15 protein-coding genes and 1 pseudogene are annotated in these 18,077 nt (G+C 52.2%); 8 read left to right on the plus strand and 8 right to left on the minus strand.

Annotated features, from left to right (window positions below):
- Positions 1-1,168: 1,168 nt before the first annotated feature.
- A complete protein-coding gene (locus ACR0KL_RS08355; RefSeq protein ID WP_480776869.1) occupies positions 1,169-1,720 on the minus strand; it encodes a hypothetical protein in 552 nt (183 codons plus the stop codon).
- Between the two features lie 76 nt (positions 1,721-1,796).
- Here ACR0KL_RS08355 and ACR0KL_RS08360 point away from each other — a divergent pair, with 76 nt between their 5' ends.
- Positions 1,797-3,929: an adenylate/guanylate cyclase domain-containing protein gene (locus ACR0KL_RS08360; RefSeq protein ID WP_480776870.1), complete on the plus strand. Its 2,133-nt coding sequence runs from the start codon at positions 1,797-1,799 to the stop codon at positions 3,927-3,929.
- Positions 3,930-4,067: 138 nt separating this feature from the next.
- Here the strand turns inward: ACR0KL_RS08360 and ACR0KL_RS08365 are convergent, their stop codons facing one another.
- Positions 4,068-4,994, minus strand: coding sequence for a DMT family transporter (locus ACR0KL_RS08365; RefSeq protein ID WP_170678246.1), 927 nt, complete (start codon positions 4,992-4,994; stop codon positions 4,068-4,070).
- Positions 4,995-5,648: 654 nt separating this feature from the next.
- On the opposite strand from ACR0KL_RS08365, the gene ACR0KL_RS08370 reads away from it, so the two are divergent.
- Positions 5,649-5,834, plus strand: a complete 186-nt coding sequence (locus tag ACR0KL_RS08370) for a hypothetical protein (RefSeq protein WP_170551942.1) — start codon at positions 5,649-5,651, stop codon at positions 5,832-5,834.
- A 319-nt stretch (positions 5,835-6,153) separates the two neighbouring features.
- Here the strand turns inward: ACR0KL_RS08370 and ACR0KL_RS08375 are convergent, their stop codons facing one another.
- The 4 genes from ACR0KL_RS08375 to ACR0KL_RS08390 form a co-directional block, all read right to left on the minus strand.
- Positions 6,154-6,426 carry a hypothetical protein gene (locus ACR0KL_RS08375; protein WP_170678245.1) on the minus strand — a complete coding sequence of 91 codons (273 nt, stop codon included), beginning with the start codon at positions 6,424-6,426 and terminating at the stop codon, positions 6,154-6,156.
- A gap of 199 nt (positions 6,427-6,625) precedes the next feature.
- Positions 6,626-7,045 (minus strand): hypothetical protein, encoded by a 420-nt coding sequence (locus tag ACR0KL_RS08380; RefSeq protein WP_170551948.1) that lies wholly within the window; start codon positions 7,043-7,045, stop codon positions 6,626-6,628.
- Between the two features lie 301 nt (positions 7,046-7,346).
- Positions 7,347-7,787, minus strand: a complete 441-nt coding sequence (locus ACR0KL_RS08385) for a hypothetical protein (protein ID WP_170678244.1) — start codon at positions 7,785-7,787, stop codon at positions 7,347-7,349.
- A gap of 154 nt (positions 7,788-7,941) precedes the next feature.
- Complete coding sequence (locus ACR0KL_RS08390) at positions 7,942-8,841, minus strand: LysR family transcriptional regulator (protein WP_170678242.1); 900 nt, start codon at positions 8,839-8,841, stop codon at positions 7,942-7,944.
- Between the two features lie 96 nt (positions 8,842-8,937).
- On the opposite strand from ACR0KL_RS08390, the gene ACR0KL_RS08395 reads away from it, so the two are divergent.
- From ACR0KL_RS08395 to ACR0KL_RS08405, 3 genes are all read left to right on the plus strand, one after another.
- On the plus strand, positions 8,938-9,585 hold the full coding sequence (locus ACR0KL_RS08395; RefSeq protein WP_170678240.1) for a class I SAM-dependent methyltransferase: 648 nt from the start codon (positions 8,938-8,940) through the stop codon (positions 9,583-9,585).
- Positions 9,586-10,087: 502 nt separating this feature from the next.
- Entirely contained in the window at positions 10,088-11,560 is a 1,473-nt protein-coding gene (nhaC, locus tag ACR0KL_RS08400; protein ID WP_480776871.1) for a Na+/H+ antiporter NhaC, read from the plus strand.
- 72 nt (positions 11,561-11,632) lie between these two features.
- A complete protein-coding gene (locus ACR0KL_RS08405) occupies positions 11,633-12,649 on the plus strand; it encodes a GlxA family transcriptional regulator (protein WP_480776872.1) in 1,017 nt (338 codons plus the stop codon).
- A gap of 403 nt (positions 12,650-13,052) precedes the next feature.
- Here the strand turns inward: ACR0KL_RS08405 and ACR0KL_RS08410 are convergent, their stop codons facing one another.
- The gene (locus ACR0KL_RS08410) at positions 13,053-14,732 is read right to left on the minus strand and encodes a BCCT family transporter (RefSeq protein WP_480776873.1); all 1,680 of its coding nucleotides are present in this window, start codon (positions 14,730-14,732) and stop codon (positions 13,053-13,055) included.
- A gap of 333 nt (positions 14,733-15,065) precedes the next feature.
- Between ACR0KL_RS08410 and ACR0KL_RS08415 the strand changes: the two are divergent.
- Positions 15,066-15,272: pseudogene (locus tag ACR0KL_RS08415) on the plus strand (helix-turn-helix domain-containing protein); the annotation flags it as partial.
- A gap of 42 nt (positions 15,273-15,314) precedes the next feature.
- Positions 15,315-15,998, plus strand: a complete 684-nt coding sequence (locus ACR0KL_RS08420) for a LysR substrate-binding domain-containing protein (RefSeq protein WP_480554849.1) — start codon at positions 15,315-15,317, stop codon at positions 15,996-15,998.
- Positions 15,999-16,409: 411 nt separating this feature from the next.
- On the opposite strand, the gene ACR0KL_RS08425 is transcribed toward ACR0KL_RS08420, so the two are convergent.
- The gene (locus ACR0KL_RS08425) at positions 16,410-17,744 is read right to left on the minus strand and encodes a tetratricopeptide repeat protein (protein WP_170678232.1); all 1,335 of its coding nucleotides are present in this window, start codon (positions 17,742-17,744) and stop codon (positions 16,410-16,412) included.
- 78 nt (positions 17,745-17,822) lie between these two features.
- On the opposite strand from ACR0KL_RS08425, the gene ACR0KL_RS08430 reads away from it, so the two are divergent.
- Positions 17,823-18,077 (plus strand): hypothetical protein, encoded by a 255-nt coding sequence (locus ACR0KL_RS08430; RefSeq protein ID WP_170678230.1) that lies wholly within the window; start codon positions 17,823-17,825, stop codon positions 18,075-18,077.

Raw genomic sequence — 18,077 nt, forward strand, 5'->3', positions numbered from 1 at the left:
CTGGGGCTAAGTGCTTCGGATAGATGGCTGGCAATGGTTCTGCATTCCCAAGCCTGTCACGTTCAACGGTCACGTCAAACAGTTGGCGCATTGCTGTGGCTGGGATGGTGTTGGAGTAGAGGTTGCACATGGCCCCAAAGGCTACGCACAAGACCAGAGTTGGACAAGGTTGTGCGTTTTGGCGTCTTCGATCGCCCTGCGAGTGGATCGCAGCAAAATACGAATTTCCACTAAAGCTGTCTTTATCTTGAAATCTTAAGGGTCTTGGTGATGTGAGGGGCTAGTCGAGGGGGTAAGGACCAGCCCCTTTTTCTCACCCGTGAGTGAGTGGAGGTGTGTGTAGTCTGGCCTACTGTGACACCAAAGCTGTTTGGTTGAAATTGGGGAAACCCCGTATCGCCCAGTTTTACGGCGAAACGATTTGTTTCTGGGTCCGAAACGGAAAGTTCCACAATGAATCGTGGACACAATTTCGCCACAATGCGATCCTTTGACCGTGGGTGACATGCTTGTATTTAAGAACGTTCTGGTTTTTCCGACTGGATTTGAGGGGGTTAATTGGTTCGGCGTGTCACCCAACGAAGCCCTCAAGCAACCACGATAGCATTGACGTGCCTTCCGTAACGTAAGCAAACTTCCCACGCCTCTTTCACCAAACTGTCATAATTCAAACATTCAGATTCGATAGCGGGTAAGTGCGGCGCGTCTTGAATGGGGTTTGCGATTGTAAATGAGGGGGTACGAGTTCGGCGCGTCGTACCTTCCGCCAATATAGCTACTTTCAGTCAACGCCGAGTCTCTGATACTGGTGCGTAGGCTCAACGACAACTGAATGAGCGCCCTATGGTTTTTAGAAACTCCGAACTGAACAATTTTGACCGATCCGGACAGGCGTAAGATGCTACGCCAACAAACGCGAGACCCCATGTGCGGCCCGCTGGTGTTGCTGTCCTGATACTTGGCAACGCCGAGAAAAAGCCCGAACCCTCGAGCGTCGAAAATGCTACCCATATATGCAGGTCCCCCAAAATTTTTTGGAAAGGGTTGCATTGGCTAAAAGATGATATGCAGCGTCGTCAAATCGAGGGGTTTTACGTGCGCGGGCGCATGGCCCGTAGGCACAAACCCAAGCCTCTAAACCTGACAGCAGCTACGTGATGGTCAGAGACTACTCGTCGTCATCAAGAATTGCCTCAATCACCTTCTCTTGAGCCAATCTCTCTGGAAAGCGGACTCTGATGTCTTTTAGCCGCTGTGGTGGATTGACGCTTATGCTGACAGTTCCGCTGTGGGTATGTGTAGTGCTGACACCATCTGCTCGTCCGAAGGCTCGGTCCTGAGCTAAAGCCAACAAGGCGAATTGTTCCGTGCCAGAGAGTTTTCTCGATACAAATTCGCCGTTCCCATCAATGCGATTGAAGAGTTCATCCATCGACAATGGATCGTTCAACCGTTTAACAGCGGTTTCGCCTTTCGACTGAGGCAACTTTCTCATCTTGGGGTTCAGCTCGGGTCGGCCACCCGGAATTCCGGAATGACTAGGCTTGAAGAGCGGTGTTGGCAAAATGTCCTGCTCTGTTCTCAGAAAGTGATTGCACCAAGCAATAACTATCTGTTTTTTAGAATAATTCGGTTTGAGTGGCGTCCGGTTAGGGCGAGCCAAAAACGCCGAAGAAGCCAGGAAAGAACAATAGTGCCAGTACTTTGTGTCTTCAGACAACAAAGTGCTCAAGATACTCATTTGTGAGGCAACGAGCGACTGGACTTCTATTGTTACATTTTGACTAATTGAGGGTATGAAAGTACGTCTCCATATCGGCGTTGCGACGTTATTCACGTTACTCACGTTGGCCGTAACAAACATGCTTGTTGCCATTCTTTATTTTGGCAACAAAGAGCTCGCCATTCGTACTGCGAAAGAGCGGATGGCGGAGGCCAGAAGTCAGTCAGTCGATGAGATGCTAACCGTGATACGCGGAGCGGGAAGTGTCGTATCTTCTGCATCCGTCTTTCTTTCCAAATTTACGGACTATGCTGGCTCAAGCGCGGGTTTGGACGTTCTCTATTCGCAGATGCAAGGCAATGAGCACTACTATGGCTTGTATTTTGGCGAGGAAGAATCCGGAGACTTTTTTCAGAATATTAACCTCCCAAAACACTGGAAAACATTTGGAACGAGCGCCTTGCCTGTGCCGGAAGGAGTAGATCGCGTTCAACGGATAATTTCCGAGCAATTTGGCGAGCGCGTCGAGACTTACTATTGGTCGGATGGCCGTTCGTTGGCCACACCATTTCTTAGTGGAACCACTGTCTACGATCCTCGAACACGCCCTTGGTATCGCGGGGCGTTGGAGCAAAGCGGCGTTTACGTTTCGCCGCTTTATCAATTCGAGAGCACTGGGCGTCTAGGTGCAACGTTTTCAAAAACCGTGGTTGACGACGAAGGTAAATTGCTTGGCGTCGTTGCGCTCGACATTACAATATCGGCACTTTCGCAAATCCTAGATGATATCAGGATTGGCGATCATGGTTTGGTTTTCATGCTTGATCGCGAAGGTCGCCTGCTTTCCTACACCAGCACGCGATCCGAAGGTGGAGAGCCGCGCTTCGTGAGTACCAATACGAACGAGTCAATTGAAGGTAGTAGCCAAATTATTGACAGTGTCATCGATAAATGGCGAACCAGTCAGCAGGATTTTTTCCGCATAGCTCCAGCATCCGATGAAAGAAACTATATCGCATCTGTGATGCCAATCCCTGAAGTCTTCGGTGCCCAACCCACACTCGGGCTCATAGTGCCGGAAGATGAGTTTATCGGAGAAATAAAAAGAAACACGACTCGTGCCATGCAAATCGGCGTCATTGCTTTGGTTCTGGCTGTCTCATTTACCTTTGTTGTCGCCCGTCTGTTGAGCAAAAATCTTGTGCGCGTGGCAACGGAAGCCAGAAAAGTCAGTAACTTTGAGCTAAGTGAAAACTTGAACTTGAAATCAAATATTCAGGAAGTCGCCGAACTCGGGGCCGCCGTTGCGAGTATGAAAGCTGGATTGTCGAGTTTCGGTGCGTACGTACCGAAAGAGCTGGTACGCTCTATCCTTTCAAAAGCAGAGAGAATTAGCGTTGGCGGAGAGTCGCGCGACGTTACACTTATGTTCGCCGATCTCAAAGGCTTTACGCGCCAAACCGAGGGGCTTGAACCCGAAGTACTGATGCCTGCTTTGTCCGAGTATTTCGAAGCAATGGAAAAAGAGATATCCGGCAATCAGGGTACCGTGGATAAGTACATCGGCGATGCCATTATGGCTCTGTGGAATGCTCCGCTCGATGATATCGATCACCCTGTTCATGCTTGCCGAGCAGCTTTGGCGTGTTTGCAGGCTGAGGCGAAACTCAATTCTGATAAGGAAGCGTTACCATTGCGTCCGTTGCATGCACGTTTCGGCCTGCACACCGGTCGCGTAGTGGTCGGTAACGTTGGGTCACTTTCAAGATTGCAATACACTGCGCTCGGCGCTGCCGTTAATTTTGCTTCCAGACTGGAAGGGTTGAATAAAGTTTACGGCACAAGAATTCTCGTATCGTCGGATGTGGCTGTTCACGTCGAGAGCAAGTTTGTGCTGCGCGAAATTGACTTTGTCGTGCCCGCCGGGACTAGTTTTCCTAGTCGTATCTTTGAACTGGTAGCGGAAAAAGATGATGAGAGTGGTTTTCTGGTAAGCGCAGCCAAAAAACGCGAACTCGAAGAATGGCGTGCATGCTATGACTTGTATCAGTTTGGAAAATGGACTGAAGCATTAGATTCCTTGAAGAGGCATCGGGAAATCGCTGCTAACAAGCTTCTTGTAGATGTCTTTATCGAACGCTGCAGCAGTTTTGCGTTTGAACCACCGGCCGATTGGGATGGCGTTTACCGTTTCGAGAAGAAATAAAGGAGAAGCATCGCAAACTCTCGCCCCGATGGACCTGAGAGCAGTCATGCACTCACAATCAAACTGGACCAGTCAAATCAGGCCAACCGAAAATGGGCATTGTACTAATGCCGGCGTATGTCGCCTTCGAACCCAATACTACCGCCTCGGCGATTTTGCGAGCACGGTAGATACGGTGCGCGTCTTTCTACTTCTTGTGATCGCGATTGCGCCCAGCACTAAGGCACATGCAAAAGCTTGATGAAAAGAGATCGCTTCGCCAAAAGCAAGGTATCCCACGGCAAACATCGTGGGCAATTCGATACTTCCGACGACCGCAGTTTGAGAAGCTCCAATAACAGGCGAGCATATTGTGTAGATAAGCTGGGGCACGAAAGCAGTAACCAGACCAATGCCAACTATGAAAAGCCAATCGGACTGTTCCCTTGGGAGAAGCTCTCCAACCTCAGCACCAAGGATGAGGGGTGCGAGGCCCAGTACAGACCCCAGAGAAACTGACGCGATACGTGCCAACGGCGCGATACGTGACAATCTGTGTACCAGTACGCAGATTCCGAAGCCAAACCCAAATGGAGCGGCAAGGGATAGCAGCAGCGTTGGTAGGTGTTCCGCAGCCACTGATGCAGGCGAGCCAGCAACGACAGCTGCCACCACAATCAGACCAGCGGCCAACATGGCGCGTCGCGTGGGTGCATCGCCAAACACAGCCCAAGCAATAACTAAGGTGAACACCGGATAGGTCATGTAAAGCACACCCACTGTCGATGCGGGTAGCTTCTCCAGCGCCGTTACATATCCGATCCAACCAAGCCCCATTACGGCTCCGGCGGAAATACCCCAAGTGATCTCTCGCCATTCTTTTCGGTGCACGATGAGAACAGGAAGCAGAAGAAGAGCCGCAACAATGTAGCGGTAGAATGCGACCGCATAGGGTGCAACGCCCTGTTCGGTCAGGCTGCGGCTGAAATAGGGTACCAGCCCGAAACAAATTGAAGCAAAAAGAACACCAATAACCGCAAATGCGTAAGGGATTGGCGATCGATTTCGGGCAGATGTCGTTGCCATAATCAGGAACTATCACGCATTTGTATTTTCGTCCTTAGAGATTCTACGAACGAAAGCTATGTAGCAGGCACAAGCTCAGACTTCTTCAGCAATGGAAGCAGCCGTTCGACGTCGCCGCTTTTGGCTACCTGACCGCCGAGGGCGCTAGGAAACACCGTAAACCTTACTGCCATACGGCAATGCGCGGTCAGCCTTCCGTTGTCTGACGTTCTGTGTTCCGAAAAAATTGCGGACGACGCAATACGTAAAAATCGAGAAATTTTTGAGAGGGGTGATGTGGCGTGGCCGAGCTCCATTGGCCACTGTGTTTTTGTTGGGTGGGGGTGTATTTTCGGGATTTTGCTTGGCCTGACATAACCCACCCCGACGCCTGCCTTTCGATCGACGAAGCCTCACCTCATGCTGGTACCAGGTCGCTCTCTTTGTGTATCTTGCTCGCCATTGGTTTTGGGTTTCGCGTGTCGAATGACGCAGGCCACATCTCGCGCACGCTCTTTACGTCAGCGTTGCTGTCGCACTGTACGCCCTATTGCTGGATACACTCGTTTCAGTTTGCCCCGAAATGTATCCGGTCACGGCGCTTTCTCACGAATGCGGAGCGAGAGTATATGGCGCAGGTTGTAGTGCCCGTCGGTTTTCGTAGACCGCACAGGAATGCCCGTATTTGTCCAGATTGCGCAAAACCATAGTGACAATCTGCGCTGCCGCGTGCTGACCACGCAGAAACTCAACTATGAGGGGCATCGCCTCTATCGTGACTACATCGCTGCGGCGCGTTTAAGCGGCATGTTTGCACCGTTCGTGACGGTTCATAAGCGGTTTCCGCTGGCGCGGGTGTGACCAAGGGTATCAAAGTGTTCTGACCCTGCATCCTCTAGTTTACTACTATATATTCAAAGTGCTTTTTAAGATTATCTCACTTAAATCCTACACACGACTTTGACGTACTTGTTGGCACGTTGGATATTCCCTTCACACTAACAACTTAACTTTTCCCCTCATTTTCGCCCCGAAGCGGATTCACGTAGAAAACGCGGTCGGTTTCGCTGATTTCCGGTGCATCTTTCGTCCGTTCCATTCGAAACGGACATCTGGTCTGTCGCTTTGCGCGATTCCCGAGGTTCATGCGGTTGGCGCGGAGTGTGTAGGCGTCGTCGACCTAGGGGTCGCGGTTGCGGCGCAGGCATCCGGTCAATTCCTGTGCGGACGGCCTCTTGTTCACTGCAAACGCCCTATCAAAAATTCTTGGATCGACATGTTCAATGATTGCAGTTGCCTTGACCCAGTCACCTTCGGGCGGCTGCATCATCCCGTTGACATCGATCAGGGTAACGGACATCAGGAGGTCGTCTAGGCCGGTTGGTGCGTTCCCCATGACGTCCGCCTCACCGGCTTCGACCCACGGCACGAAGAAGTCCGGCGCTTCGCCCACGTTCAGCACCGGTCCGGCGACTGCACTTTCTCAATAAGGGAATCGGCTAATGGGTTTTACGGAGGGCACTTTGGCGGTGGCGATGCAGGCGAGTGCGCCGAGGATTCGCCCCCGGTTGTCGCGAGTCCACTTCAGAATGTCCGGATGCTTAAAGTCGCGAAGGGTCATATTCTAAAATCTGCGTGGTACGAGGCGGATTTTAACGGCGCGGGACGCCGTGTCGCCCGCCAAGAGGATGTTGTTTCCGGTCAGGGCAACCGACTATGCCTGTCGGCCCGGAGTGGGTCTTGGAAAGCTGCGACACCCGCGCATTCCAGATGCGGGGCGTGACCAGTTGGTGTGGGTCGCGGTAGCTGTTGCCGATGGTCGAGCCGGTGGTGACGTTGTCGAAGGCCAGCAGCGGCGCGCTTTCCATTGTCACGCTGGTGATGAGCTTTTCACGTTCCTCCCGGTCTTCGGGCAACGACGTCATTGCGGCGATTTGGTCTGTGACGGTGCAGTTGACGCGATCAAGCAGGATGGACTTGCCAATACCAGCGCTGGGCGCTGTCATAGCGAAGAGCGAAATTGTCGACCCGTAGAGGTCGGTTTTGGTATGCAACAGGGAGATGGCCAGCATCAGGGCGGCGGCGAAGTCCGCCCCCGTTTCGAATGGGAAGTCGCACAGCTACTCGTGGCTAGGAACGTGACGGCCTTGCGGGGGTCGTCACACACCTCGATGTCAAGCTCGCCAGTCTCCAGCCACAGTCCCGAGGGTTCGTGGTATCCGGAGTCGAACAGAAATTGGCCGTCGTGCATGGCCGAGAACACCACCACACCCTTCAGGATTGGCAGTGCCGCCCCTGCGGTTTTGGCCATTTTGCTTGCGAGGCCGGTGGGGGTGAACACCGGCGTCTGGGCTATGCCGCTATTCGTGCGCCTTACGCTCTGGAAATACGCGACCTTGTGGAGCGGACCCAACATATGGCTCGCCTTGATGCCCCCGGTGCTGACGATGGGGGTCGGGTCCTTAGTCGGTTTGCCGTCCTCGCCTTAATGTCGTTGCGCCGTTTGACGGCGAGGTAGGCCGAGCGCGCCTTGCGAATGGCGATACCGATGCCGCCGTAGGAGAGACCCAAGTGCGCTTCACCCAGCAAGGTTTCAAGTTCTGGAATCATGTCCATAAGAGCATTCGGGTCGCTGGTGTTTACCACCACCTTGTCGTCAGGCTCCTGCCGCTCCTCGGTGACGAACACGCTGCGAGCACTGTTGCGCACCCGATCCCACCGGGTCTTAACCCTTTGCTCTCGCACCTTCTTTTCAAGCGTTTCCAGTTCGTCCTCGACGGCGACGGCCAGTTCGATGGCCTCCGGGGCTAGCACGTCCTCGACGCCCGCCGCCGTAGCCCGGTTCCAGCGGGTCGGACGGGCTCACGCCGTTGTACGTGGGGCGGTTTCTGAGTATCTCGCCGAAGCAACTTTGCCGCATAGCAAGTGAAGCGTTGGAATAGCCTGTGACATAAAGCGAACTCCCAGATTACCTGATGGTCCCTGCGCTAAGTTGGTCCGCCAGTTGATCAAACACCAACCTGATCCTTCGTGCGGTATGTAATTCGGAGTGCGTCGCCAGCCAAATCGGGAACTTAAACGGCTCGCGGTCGGGAAGCACGCGCTCCACACCTGGCGTTAAGGCAGCCACATCATCCGACATTATACTTATGCCAAACCCTTGGCGCACCAATTCCCAGGATACTATCCCGCTTTGTGAGCCAATCCTGAAGCTTTTTCGGGTGACCTGAATGCCCGCCGGATCGAGAAAGCCGATCATCGTGTCGATGTCCCCGAACCCGACAAAGTCCAATTTCGCAAGTTCATTTTCATTTTTAGGCCGTCCGACCTGATCAAGGTATGAAGGTGCCGCGTAAAAATGCGCTCTGGCCTCGGCGACAAGCTTTGCTGTCAGATCCGGCTGAGTTGGGCGTACATGTCGGATGGCGATATCAGCCTCACGTCGCTGTATGTCTCGAATGTCATTTGCAGCAACGATGTCTATCTCTAGTCGCGGTGCCGCAAGTCGGATTTTTTTCAGTATCGGCGGCAGCTGATAGGCAGACATCACATCGGATGCAGTAATCCTGACTTGCCCTTCAACAGCTTGGGACTGGCTTGTCGCAGTAAGTGAAATCCTGTTTGCTACATCCGCCATTTCTCTGACATGCAACAAAAGCTGGGCGCCAGCGGTCGTTAAATTAAGCGACTTGCCGACTCTTTCAAATAGGGTGATGCCAAGCGCGGTTTCCAGTGCAGCAACTTGACGGCCGACAGTTGGTTGAGTTTGCTCAAGAACGCGCGCCGCCGCGGAAAACGATCCTTCTTCGGCTGTCGCAAGAAAGGACCTTACTTGATTCCAGTCGAAATTGATGGCGTTCCAATTCATGCATTTATGCATAACAGTTCTGCAGGTTGTGGCAATTCCATAAATGATTGTTTGGACGTAAAGGATGCGGTAACAACCTTCTAAGAGAGCAATGAAATGGCTGCTTTGTCCAAAGATGCCGCGTTCTGGAGCAAAATCTCGCAAAAGTACGCGGCAGACCCAATCCGCAATATGGAAGGGTATCTGAAAACACTCGAGCTTACGAAGTCGTACCTGAGAGCGGAGGACAACGTACTGGAAATCGGGTGCGGGACTGGTTCAACCGCGCTACTGCTTGCACCGCATGTTGCCCACATCACCGCGACAGATCTCGCTCCGGGCATGATCGAGATTGCCGATGAGAAGCGTGCGAAAGAAGGATTGGAGAATGTCACTTTCAAGGTGGCCGAAGTTCTTGAGCACGGTCTTGACGAAGGGTCTTACGATGCGGTCCTGGCGCATAATTTGCTTCATCTCCTGCCCGATTTGGACCAAGCGCTTGAGCATATTTCCGCACTTACAAAACCCGGTGGGTTTTTCATATCCAAAACCGTTTGCGCCCCTGAGAGCGGTGGTTTCAAGTATACGATGATCAGTCGGGTCGCGATCCCAATCATGCAGGCTCTTGGTAAAGCCCCATTTGTGCATTTTGTGTCTGGATCAGTGCTTGAGAGGAAGATTGCGTCCGCAGGCTTCGATATCCTCTATACGTCTGATCAAGCCTCAATGCTCCAAAGCCGCTATATTGTCGCACAAAAATCTTGAAGTTTTAGCTCGTTCAGCGGCACCCGTTTAACGATCTTTGCGTCACATTGCGCGTTGTTTTCATACTGGAATGAACGGAGTTACTTCGGTCTGCCTCTACCTCAAGAAAGCCATTACGGCGGGCCGTTTCTTCCGCATTTAGCGAGTTCAGGCAGGCTTTGATTTTGCGCTCGTTGCGAACGACAAGTTCGATGCGCCGTGCTGCAGCACGGGGACTATGGGGTGAAGGTACGGAAAGGACCATGACTAACAGAACCACTCCAACTCGAGCAAAGTTTGCTATTTGCCCCAATGAAGGCGGTGAGACGGCCCAAACGCAGCAAATTTATTTGGCGTGATCGCAATTGCCGGTCTTCAGTTCATTCGAAGACGCCGAAATCCGCCGCTTGAATGTCGCAAATTTTAACAAGATGTACGCTCTGACCGACAGTCTCACACCGCCAAACTTGGTTTCTTCCGCAGATCATCAAGGTTCTGGACCAATCTAAAGGAGGAGACTCATATGCCTGGGAATGAAGACAACATACGGCAGCCCGGCTTGCTGCTGGCGCTCGCGCCAATAGTGCTGACCCTGTGTGTGCTTGGGCTGCAACTATTCTATTTCGGTGACTTTACCCCGCATATCCCGTTGGCATTCGGGATCGCGATCACCGGCATCGTTGGCCTCATGTTGGGTCACAAATGGCCCAGTATCGAAGAGGGCGTTTTCCACGTTATCAATATCTCACTGCCTTCCGTTTCGATTCTGATCACAGTGGGAATGATCATCGGCATGTGGATCGCAAGCGGAACTGTGCCAACGCTGATCTACTATGGTCTCAAGATTTTGTCGCCTGAACTTTTCCTCGCCGCTGGAATGGTCCTTTGCTCCATTGTCTCTGTTTCGTTGGGCACTTCGTGGGGAACGACAGGTACTGTCGGTTTAGCGCTGATGGGGATCGGTGCGGGATTCGGTATTCCAATGTATTGGACTGCGGGAGCAGTCGTCTCCGGAGCATTCTTTGGAGACAAGATATCACCTCTATCGGACACGACAAACTTGGCACCAGCCGTGACAGGAACCAATCTGTTTGATCACATTCGGAATATGCTTCCAACCACCGTTCCTTCGATGCTGATTGCGCTGGTGATTTATTTTGTCGTTGGCTTCACTCTGATCGACACGTCCCAGGTATCGTTTGACCGCATTCATGCAATCACGACGGCACTGGATGACGCGTTCTGGATTTCGCCGATCATGCTGTTTCCAGCCGTTCTGGTCATCGTGCTGGCGGTCATGAAACAACCTCCGATCCCGTCACTGTTTGCAGGCGCCGTTGCGGGCGGCATCATGGCTATCTTCTGTCAGGGAGCTGGACTGCATGAGACGTTCACCTTCGCCAATAGCGGCTATTCGATCGATACTGGGGTTCCAGAGATCGATCCCCTGCTGAACCGCGGAGGTATTCAGTCGATGATGTGGACGATTTCACTGGTGCTGCTTGCCCTGGGGTTTGGTGGAGCGCTTGAACGCGTCGGTTGCCTTCAGGCGATCATCAAAGTTGTCATCTCGAAGGTGAAAACGTTTGCCGGCATTCAAACCTCGGCCATCCTAACCTCTGTGGCGACCAACACCGTTGCAGGTGACCCCTATCTGTCAATTGCACTGCCTGGACGGATGTATGCACCGGTCTATCGCGCGATGGGCTATTCCCCACTGAACCTGTCCCGGGCGGTCGAGGAAGGCGGAACACTGGTGTCCCCTCTAATCCCGTGGAATGCAGGCGGCGCGTTTGTCATAACGGCGCTTGGTTTGGGTATCGCAGACGGCAACTTCGAAAACCTGCTGTATATTCCGCTTGCATTCGCTTGCTGGCTGTCACCGGTCATCGGTATCTTCTATGCCATGACAGGGCTTTTTTCGCCTAAAGCAAGCGAAGATGAAGTCCGCACCTGGGAGGAAAGCGGCGAACCTGTTGCACAGATGAGTGCGTAATCTTTCTGCACCAACACCAAATGAGGTGTTGGTGCCCTTCATCCGTCTTGGTCGATACTGGGAGGAGAGCATATGGACCCGAGAAACTTTGTCCCAAAGGGCGCGGCCAGCTATCGCATAGGCTACGATGGACCGGCCAAGGAAATCTATTTTCTGCTGCTGCCAAAGCTGACCATGCTGGCTTTTAGCGCTGCAGTGGAACCTCTGAGGATCGCCAATCAGGTTACAAACAAAGAACTGTATAGATGGTTTCTGATCACTGAAGATGGAAATCCGGTCTCTTGTTCGAATGGGGTTGAAATTAAACCGGATTTTGCGTTGCACAACCTACCGCGATCGTCGCGCCTGTTTGTTTGCTCGGGTATTGAACCGGCAGAAAGTACGAACCCAAAGGTCCTGTCGTGGATCCGCCGCCAAAGAACCTTTGGGTGTAATCTGGGTGGTATTTGCACAGGGGCTTTCGCCCTTGCCAAGGTTGGAGTTCTGTCAGGCAAAAGGTTCACATTGCATTGGGAAAACCACCCTGCTTTCATCGAACATTTTGATGGTTTGGAGCCATCGTCAAACCTGTATGAGATCGACAATGAGCTTATGACATGTGGCGGAGGAAATGCCGCAACCGACATGATGTTGGACATGATCGAATCCGATTTCGGAAATGACCTGGCGGTCATCGTTTCGGACATGTGCATTCACTTTCGGTCCAACAATAGTAAAACGCTCCAGAAATCAGCCTTTTCGGTCGCTTTGGGTAGTCGCAACCAGTACCTCATCAACGCGATGCAGATCATGCAAGAAAACCTGGAAGAGCCTTTAGATATCTCTGAAATAGCAGAAGCCGTGCAGATATCTCGTCGCCAGTTAGAGCGTCTCTTCCAAAAGTATGTCGAAACTTCGCCTGTTCAGTTTTATATAGAACTGCGCGTTTCAAGGGCTTACGCATTGCTCAGCGAAACCGAGATGGCGGTCGCGGAGATCGCGGCAGCCACCGGCTTTAGCAGTGCGACGCAACTTACAGCACGTTTCAAGAAACGCTACGACGAAGCGCCAACTTCATTCAGAAGAGGGTGGTCTGAAAGACGTGAGTAATTTGCGTCCTAACAGTCATAATCTGAAAAATCTGAACGTACCCCGGTACTTTCTCTGCAGCCAGCCAAGGTCCGTTTTGGGAACGCTGCAACGCAGGACCTTAAGTATTGAAAAATGTCTGAAAGTGGCGATGAGTTCTGGTCGACGTAGCGTTGTATGGTTCGAAGTTGCGCTGCCTCCGAGGTCTGGAAGGAGCTCAATGTGCAAAATGCTACACAGTGAATCAATGCTGGTAGTGCTCGAAAGCTGACGTAGCCAAGTTCATTCAAAATCGTTTTTTTGATGTCGATCAACCAGTCAACGCACAGTGCAAAAACCTGCACTTCTGATGGATTGCTGTATGGGCTGCCTTCATATTTGTGACCCTAGGAACGTCCCAGGGTCACTGTTATCTAAGCGAATTTTATTCGGCTGGCATCGTCGAGGTTTCTGGATCAATAGTTGATGCGATGCCGGCAGCTTCGCGGCGCCCGTCGTTCCAGATAGCTTTGATCAACGCAATGCACATCAGCGCCATGACGATGGAGAAAGGTAATGCACCGATTACCATAGCTGTCTGGATTGCTCCCGTTCCACCAGAGATTAGCAAACCTCCAACGACCAATGCCAGCGCCGCACCCCAAAACATGATGTGCGGACGGGCCTTGGGCCCTTCGTCACCAGCAGCGTTGATTGTGTTCACGATCAGCACTGCCGAGTCAGCGGAAGTTACTAGAAACGTCATCAAGAGGATTACGATCACCACTGCCATTGCCCAGGCAAGGAACTCCGCTATGGGCGCGAGCATGTACGTAGTCATGGCAAAGATTTTGTCACCATTGGCTGCGTCCAAAATCGTGCCATTGGCACCGCCATTCAGTTCCAGGTCGATGGCTGTACCACCGGCCCACGCGAACCAGACAAAGCACATCAGCGACGGTACGATCATTGCGCCGAGCACAAATTCACGGATGGACCGACCGCGCGAGATGCGCGCTAGGAACAACCCGACGAAGGGTGCGAACGCGATCCACCAAGCCCAGTAGAACACCGGCCACCAGCCTTGCCACTGTGCTAATAGGAAAGCCTCGGAGCCCTCAACGCCATCTGATGCGTAAACATTGAAGCTGAGCCAAGGCAAAGCGATCAAGTAATCCCAGATACCGACAAAGAAGGCCTTGGCGCCAAAGAATGTCGCTCCGAACAGGATGAAGAATCCCAGAAGGAAGATCGACAAAGCCATGTTGATGTTTGACAGCCACTTAATACCTTTACCCACACCGGACAGAGCCGACAGCGTTGAGGCACCCATAATGACCAGCAAGGCGACGATGATACCCAGTGTTGTGGCTGAACCGTCTGCATTAGCCAATCCACCAATGCCGATACGGGTCAGACCTGCCACGAATTGCTCGACACCAAATCCCAAGGTTTGTGCCACGCCGAGGATTGTCGCAACAACGGCAACGATATCAATCAGGTGTCCAAGGTTGCCCGACAGTGCTTTGCCAAAGAGCGGTGTCAAGGATGAGCGGATTGTAAGCGGAAGCCCGCGGCGGTAGCTGAAGAATGCCAGTGCCAGACCAGCAATCGCATAGCACGCCCAGGCGCCTAATCCCCAATGTAGGTAGGACCACACGTAGGCGGTGCGCACATTGTCTGCATCTAGAGCTGTAGTGACACCCTGAATAACCGAAGGGTTGTTCTTGAAGTGAGCTACGGGTTCTGCAACCGCCCAAGTTAACATCCCGACCCCGATCCCTGCGCCGAACATCATCGAAAACCAGGAGAAATTCGAGAACTCTGGCTTTTCACCTTCGACACCAAGGTTCAAACGTCCCGCAGCTGGCCAGATGGCCAAACCAATACAGACGACAACAAATCCGGTTACGACCCAGATGTACCAAGCCGCAAACTGCGCCAGAATAGCTGCGTTCCAATCGCCTAGGATTCTGCCAGCCTGGGTTGGCCAAACGATACACCAGACGACCAACAAACTGATGATGATCTTACTGATAACCGTGACGTTTACACTGAACCCCCGATAAAAACCGTTATCAGCGGTCTTAATCGGAAGTTCTGAAAGAGGTGGCTTTATCGCCATAGTCAACTTCTCCCTGTTTTGGTTGTTGTAGTGGGGCTGTCTGCTAGATTTGGTCCGACAGCCCAAATTGCCTAGAAACCAGTGAACCCAACGATGCACAAAAACGCGTCGTCAACCTTAACGGGTCTGAAGAGTTACAACGTTCTAAAATTATTAGATTCTTTGAGCCTGCGTACGCATGTAAGTTTCGTTAGTCGGCTGGCTGTCCGAGCCCATGGCCGTGACTTTGTTTTGTTATCGTTGGCTCCCGTGTTGCTTTCACAGGGCTGCACTCGCGCCCATTGGCATAGTTTTTGGTATAATTCTTCTTTCTTTTGCAGTAGCTGAGTAGTTATGGATGACATTAATCGAGTTAATACCAATCTAAGCCGGAACCTCGTGGCGCTCTATGCGTTCGAAATGGTCGCAAAGCATGGAAATTTTACGAGTGCGGGAGACGCTCTCGGGTTGACCCAGTCCTCTATCTCTCAACGGATAAAGGGTTTGGAGGTTGATTTGGGTGTCGTCCTCTTCAAGAGGGAGCACCGGGGCGTCTCACTGACATACGAGGGTTTGAGGCTTTTGAATGTGGTCAGACCAGCTATGACTCAGATGAACTATGCGGTAAACTCTTTGCTGGAACGCAAAACTAAACCCAGTGTTCGAATCTCAGCCGATTTTGCTTTCTCAACATTCTGGTTGCTGCCTCGTCTTGGTTATCTCCGGGAGGAAATCGGGGATGAAATTGAGTTTCAGATTCTGGCTTCAAATGTGCCACCCAGTCTGAATGATACCGATTGCGACATTCGTATTCATGTTGCGCCCAAGGACCAGATCAAACCTGATGAAATACTAGTCTTGGAAGAAGTTGTCGCTGCTGTTTGCAGTCCTCAGCTGTTAGAGAAGATCGGGCCAATCCAAAATCCTGCAGACTTGCTCAATGTTCAACTCTTGAGTCTGTCAAAACCCGCAACCGCCGCGTGGCAAACCTGGCAAGGGTGGTTTGATAGCTTAGGCGTAACGGGCGAAAGAAAGAAAAATTACATAAGCTTCAACAACTACGACATGGTCACCCAGGCTGCTTTGTCAGGTGAAGGCGTTGCGTTGGGCTGGATTGGATTGATTGATGATCTGCTCAGCAAGGGTTCCCTTGTGACCGTTACAGACGATCTCGTTTTCAGCGATGCCGGTTATGTGATGTCTCGGAGCCACACCAACTCGGGCCGAGGTCCCAGGCTTGTGTTCGACTGGATTGCGGAACAAGTTCTCGCAACATCTTCAAAGTAGAGCGTCGTCGGATCGTTCAGTCAACCTTGCCGTCAAGTCAGCTCAATTCGAAAACTTAATGCGGCAAAGGTTCGAAGCTACATTGAAAACTCTGGTTTTTGCGTTTTGCGAGCTTTCAAAGTCCGGTCGCGAATGCAAAATTGCGGGTTCGATTGGTTCTTAGGTGTCATGCTTTCGACGGCTGCTTTGGCCGCACTTAAGGCGGTGGCCACTATCGAATACGAGCAGGTGCGGCGAACGGCGGCTGTGCGGGTTTGCAAACACCACAACAAAAAACCACCGTGAAAGTCTCTTTTGGGCCGACATCGGTCAATCAAAGTGAGGACTAAGGTTTATTACTAGGCAACCTCCATAATTGGTTTAAACGTCCTCTTCTAGACGCACATCATTGTCGTTTTGATCGGCCGTTTGTCAAAACTTGCTAAGTGTTTCCAGTATCAATTTCCGCGTAGCGTTGTCGTTGTTGAATATCCTGTAAGCGAGAAACTCAGACGGAAACTCGGGCCACGTTTTTCGCATTTCAGTAATGAGCCGTTGTGCTTCTTCCGTGTTTCCCAACTCATCTTGCGCAACGGCTTGGAATAAGAGCGAAGGAGCACTGACTGGCGCTCCGGCAGCTGGCGCCCCCTGAAAGGCTTCGACAACACTCTCGTAATTCCCGAGCATGAGTTGCGACACGCCCCAGATGTTTCTCGCACCAAACCTACCCGATCCAGACCTGGTTCTTTCCGGGTTGCTGACTTCGGCAGCAAGTTCCGGGGCATTGGCAACTATGGCAGTGATACCAACAAGATCGAGAATATGGCCGTCCTTCGGCCCCAATTCGACGGACATTCGGGCGTATTTTAAAGCCTCGTTTGGCTGGTTATAGACAGCCAACATCCAACCATTTGCGCCATTTGCCCACGCATCAGCAGGGGACAATTCAAGGGCCTTTTCAGATAGTTCCGAAGCTTGACCTAAGAGATCTTCTCTTTGCGCTTCATCCGGGGACAGCATGGCCAGAGTCGCCAAAACCTGTGCCGATCCCGCATAGCCATCGGAGAGTGCTGGGTCGAGCTCGGCTGCATGCTGGAACATTCCCAGTGCGATTTGCTGGCGTTTGACGTCAAAAACGGGAAAAAACATGCCTCGGGCTTGATCTGCAAGGTTGGCCGCCTGAAGTCTTGTCAAAGATTGCTCACCAAGTGCTGCACGTTCAGCTTGTTCAATGGATTGAGCCGTTGGCGGTACTCCTGTGTTTTTTTGGCTCGTCCAGATGCCAAGCACAACGACTACTGCGAGGACCCCCAATCCAACTGGCAGCAGTCGCAGCGAACGCCGACGCCCGCCGGGCTCATCGCCGTTCCATGCATTTGATACGCCGTCTTCAATTGTAGGCTCGTATGAAAACCGCGGCTTGTATCCGCCGGGATCAACAAAAATGCGAACACCCTCGCCGTCCCATTGATCTTCGTAAAACTCGCGCAATAGCCGACGCAGCCGCCTGGCTTCTACGCGAACGAGGTTTTGGCCGCCACTGCCATCAATGCGCCGCCCATAGACCTCTACGGCAATAGCTTTGCCTCGGATCTGGGGACCGCGGCCCGCGATAGCTTCCTCGACTACGTATGTAAGAAACTGTTGGAGACGGGGTGAAGCTTGAAACTCATCGCTCGATACAACGCGCTCGAGCGCTTCCCGGACAAGATCCGGCGATGGCTGCTCAACATGTTGATCTATCGGCAATTCATTGGCTTTGTTCAAGGCAAACTCACCCCCAACTCACGGTGACTCACTTGGCCTGCTTGGTCAACCACACTCATCTCGATGTGAGAATAGATAGTGGGAGCCGGGATTAATCCAGTGGCGGTGGACCTGACAGAAGAGATTCCAGAGCTGTCCGATGCGCTGTCAGGGCGTATCGAAACGGATGCGTTGCTCAAAGAGGTCGTCGAAGACCTGAAGAAAGCTTCCGAGCTGCTGGATGATGTATCGATCACAGCCTCAGAGCGCGCGGAATGGGCCCACATAAAATCTGAACTCGTGAACGAACTTCGCCGGATGGTGAAGCGCGATCCTCGCAACATTTCCAATTGA

The sequence above is a fragment of the Ruegeria sp. C8 genome (assembly GCF_056537565.1).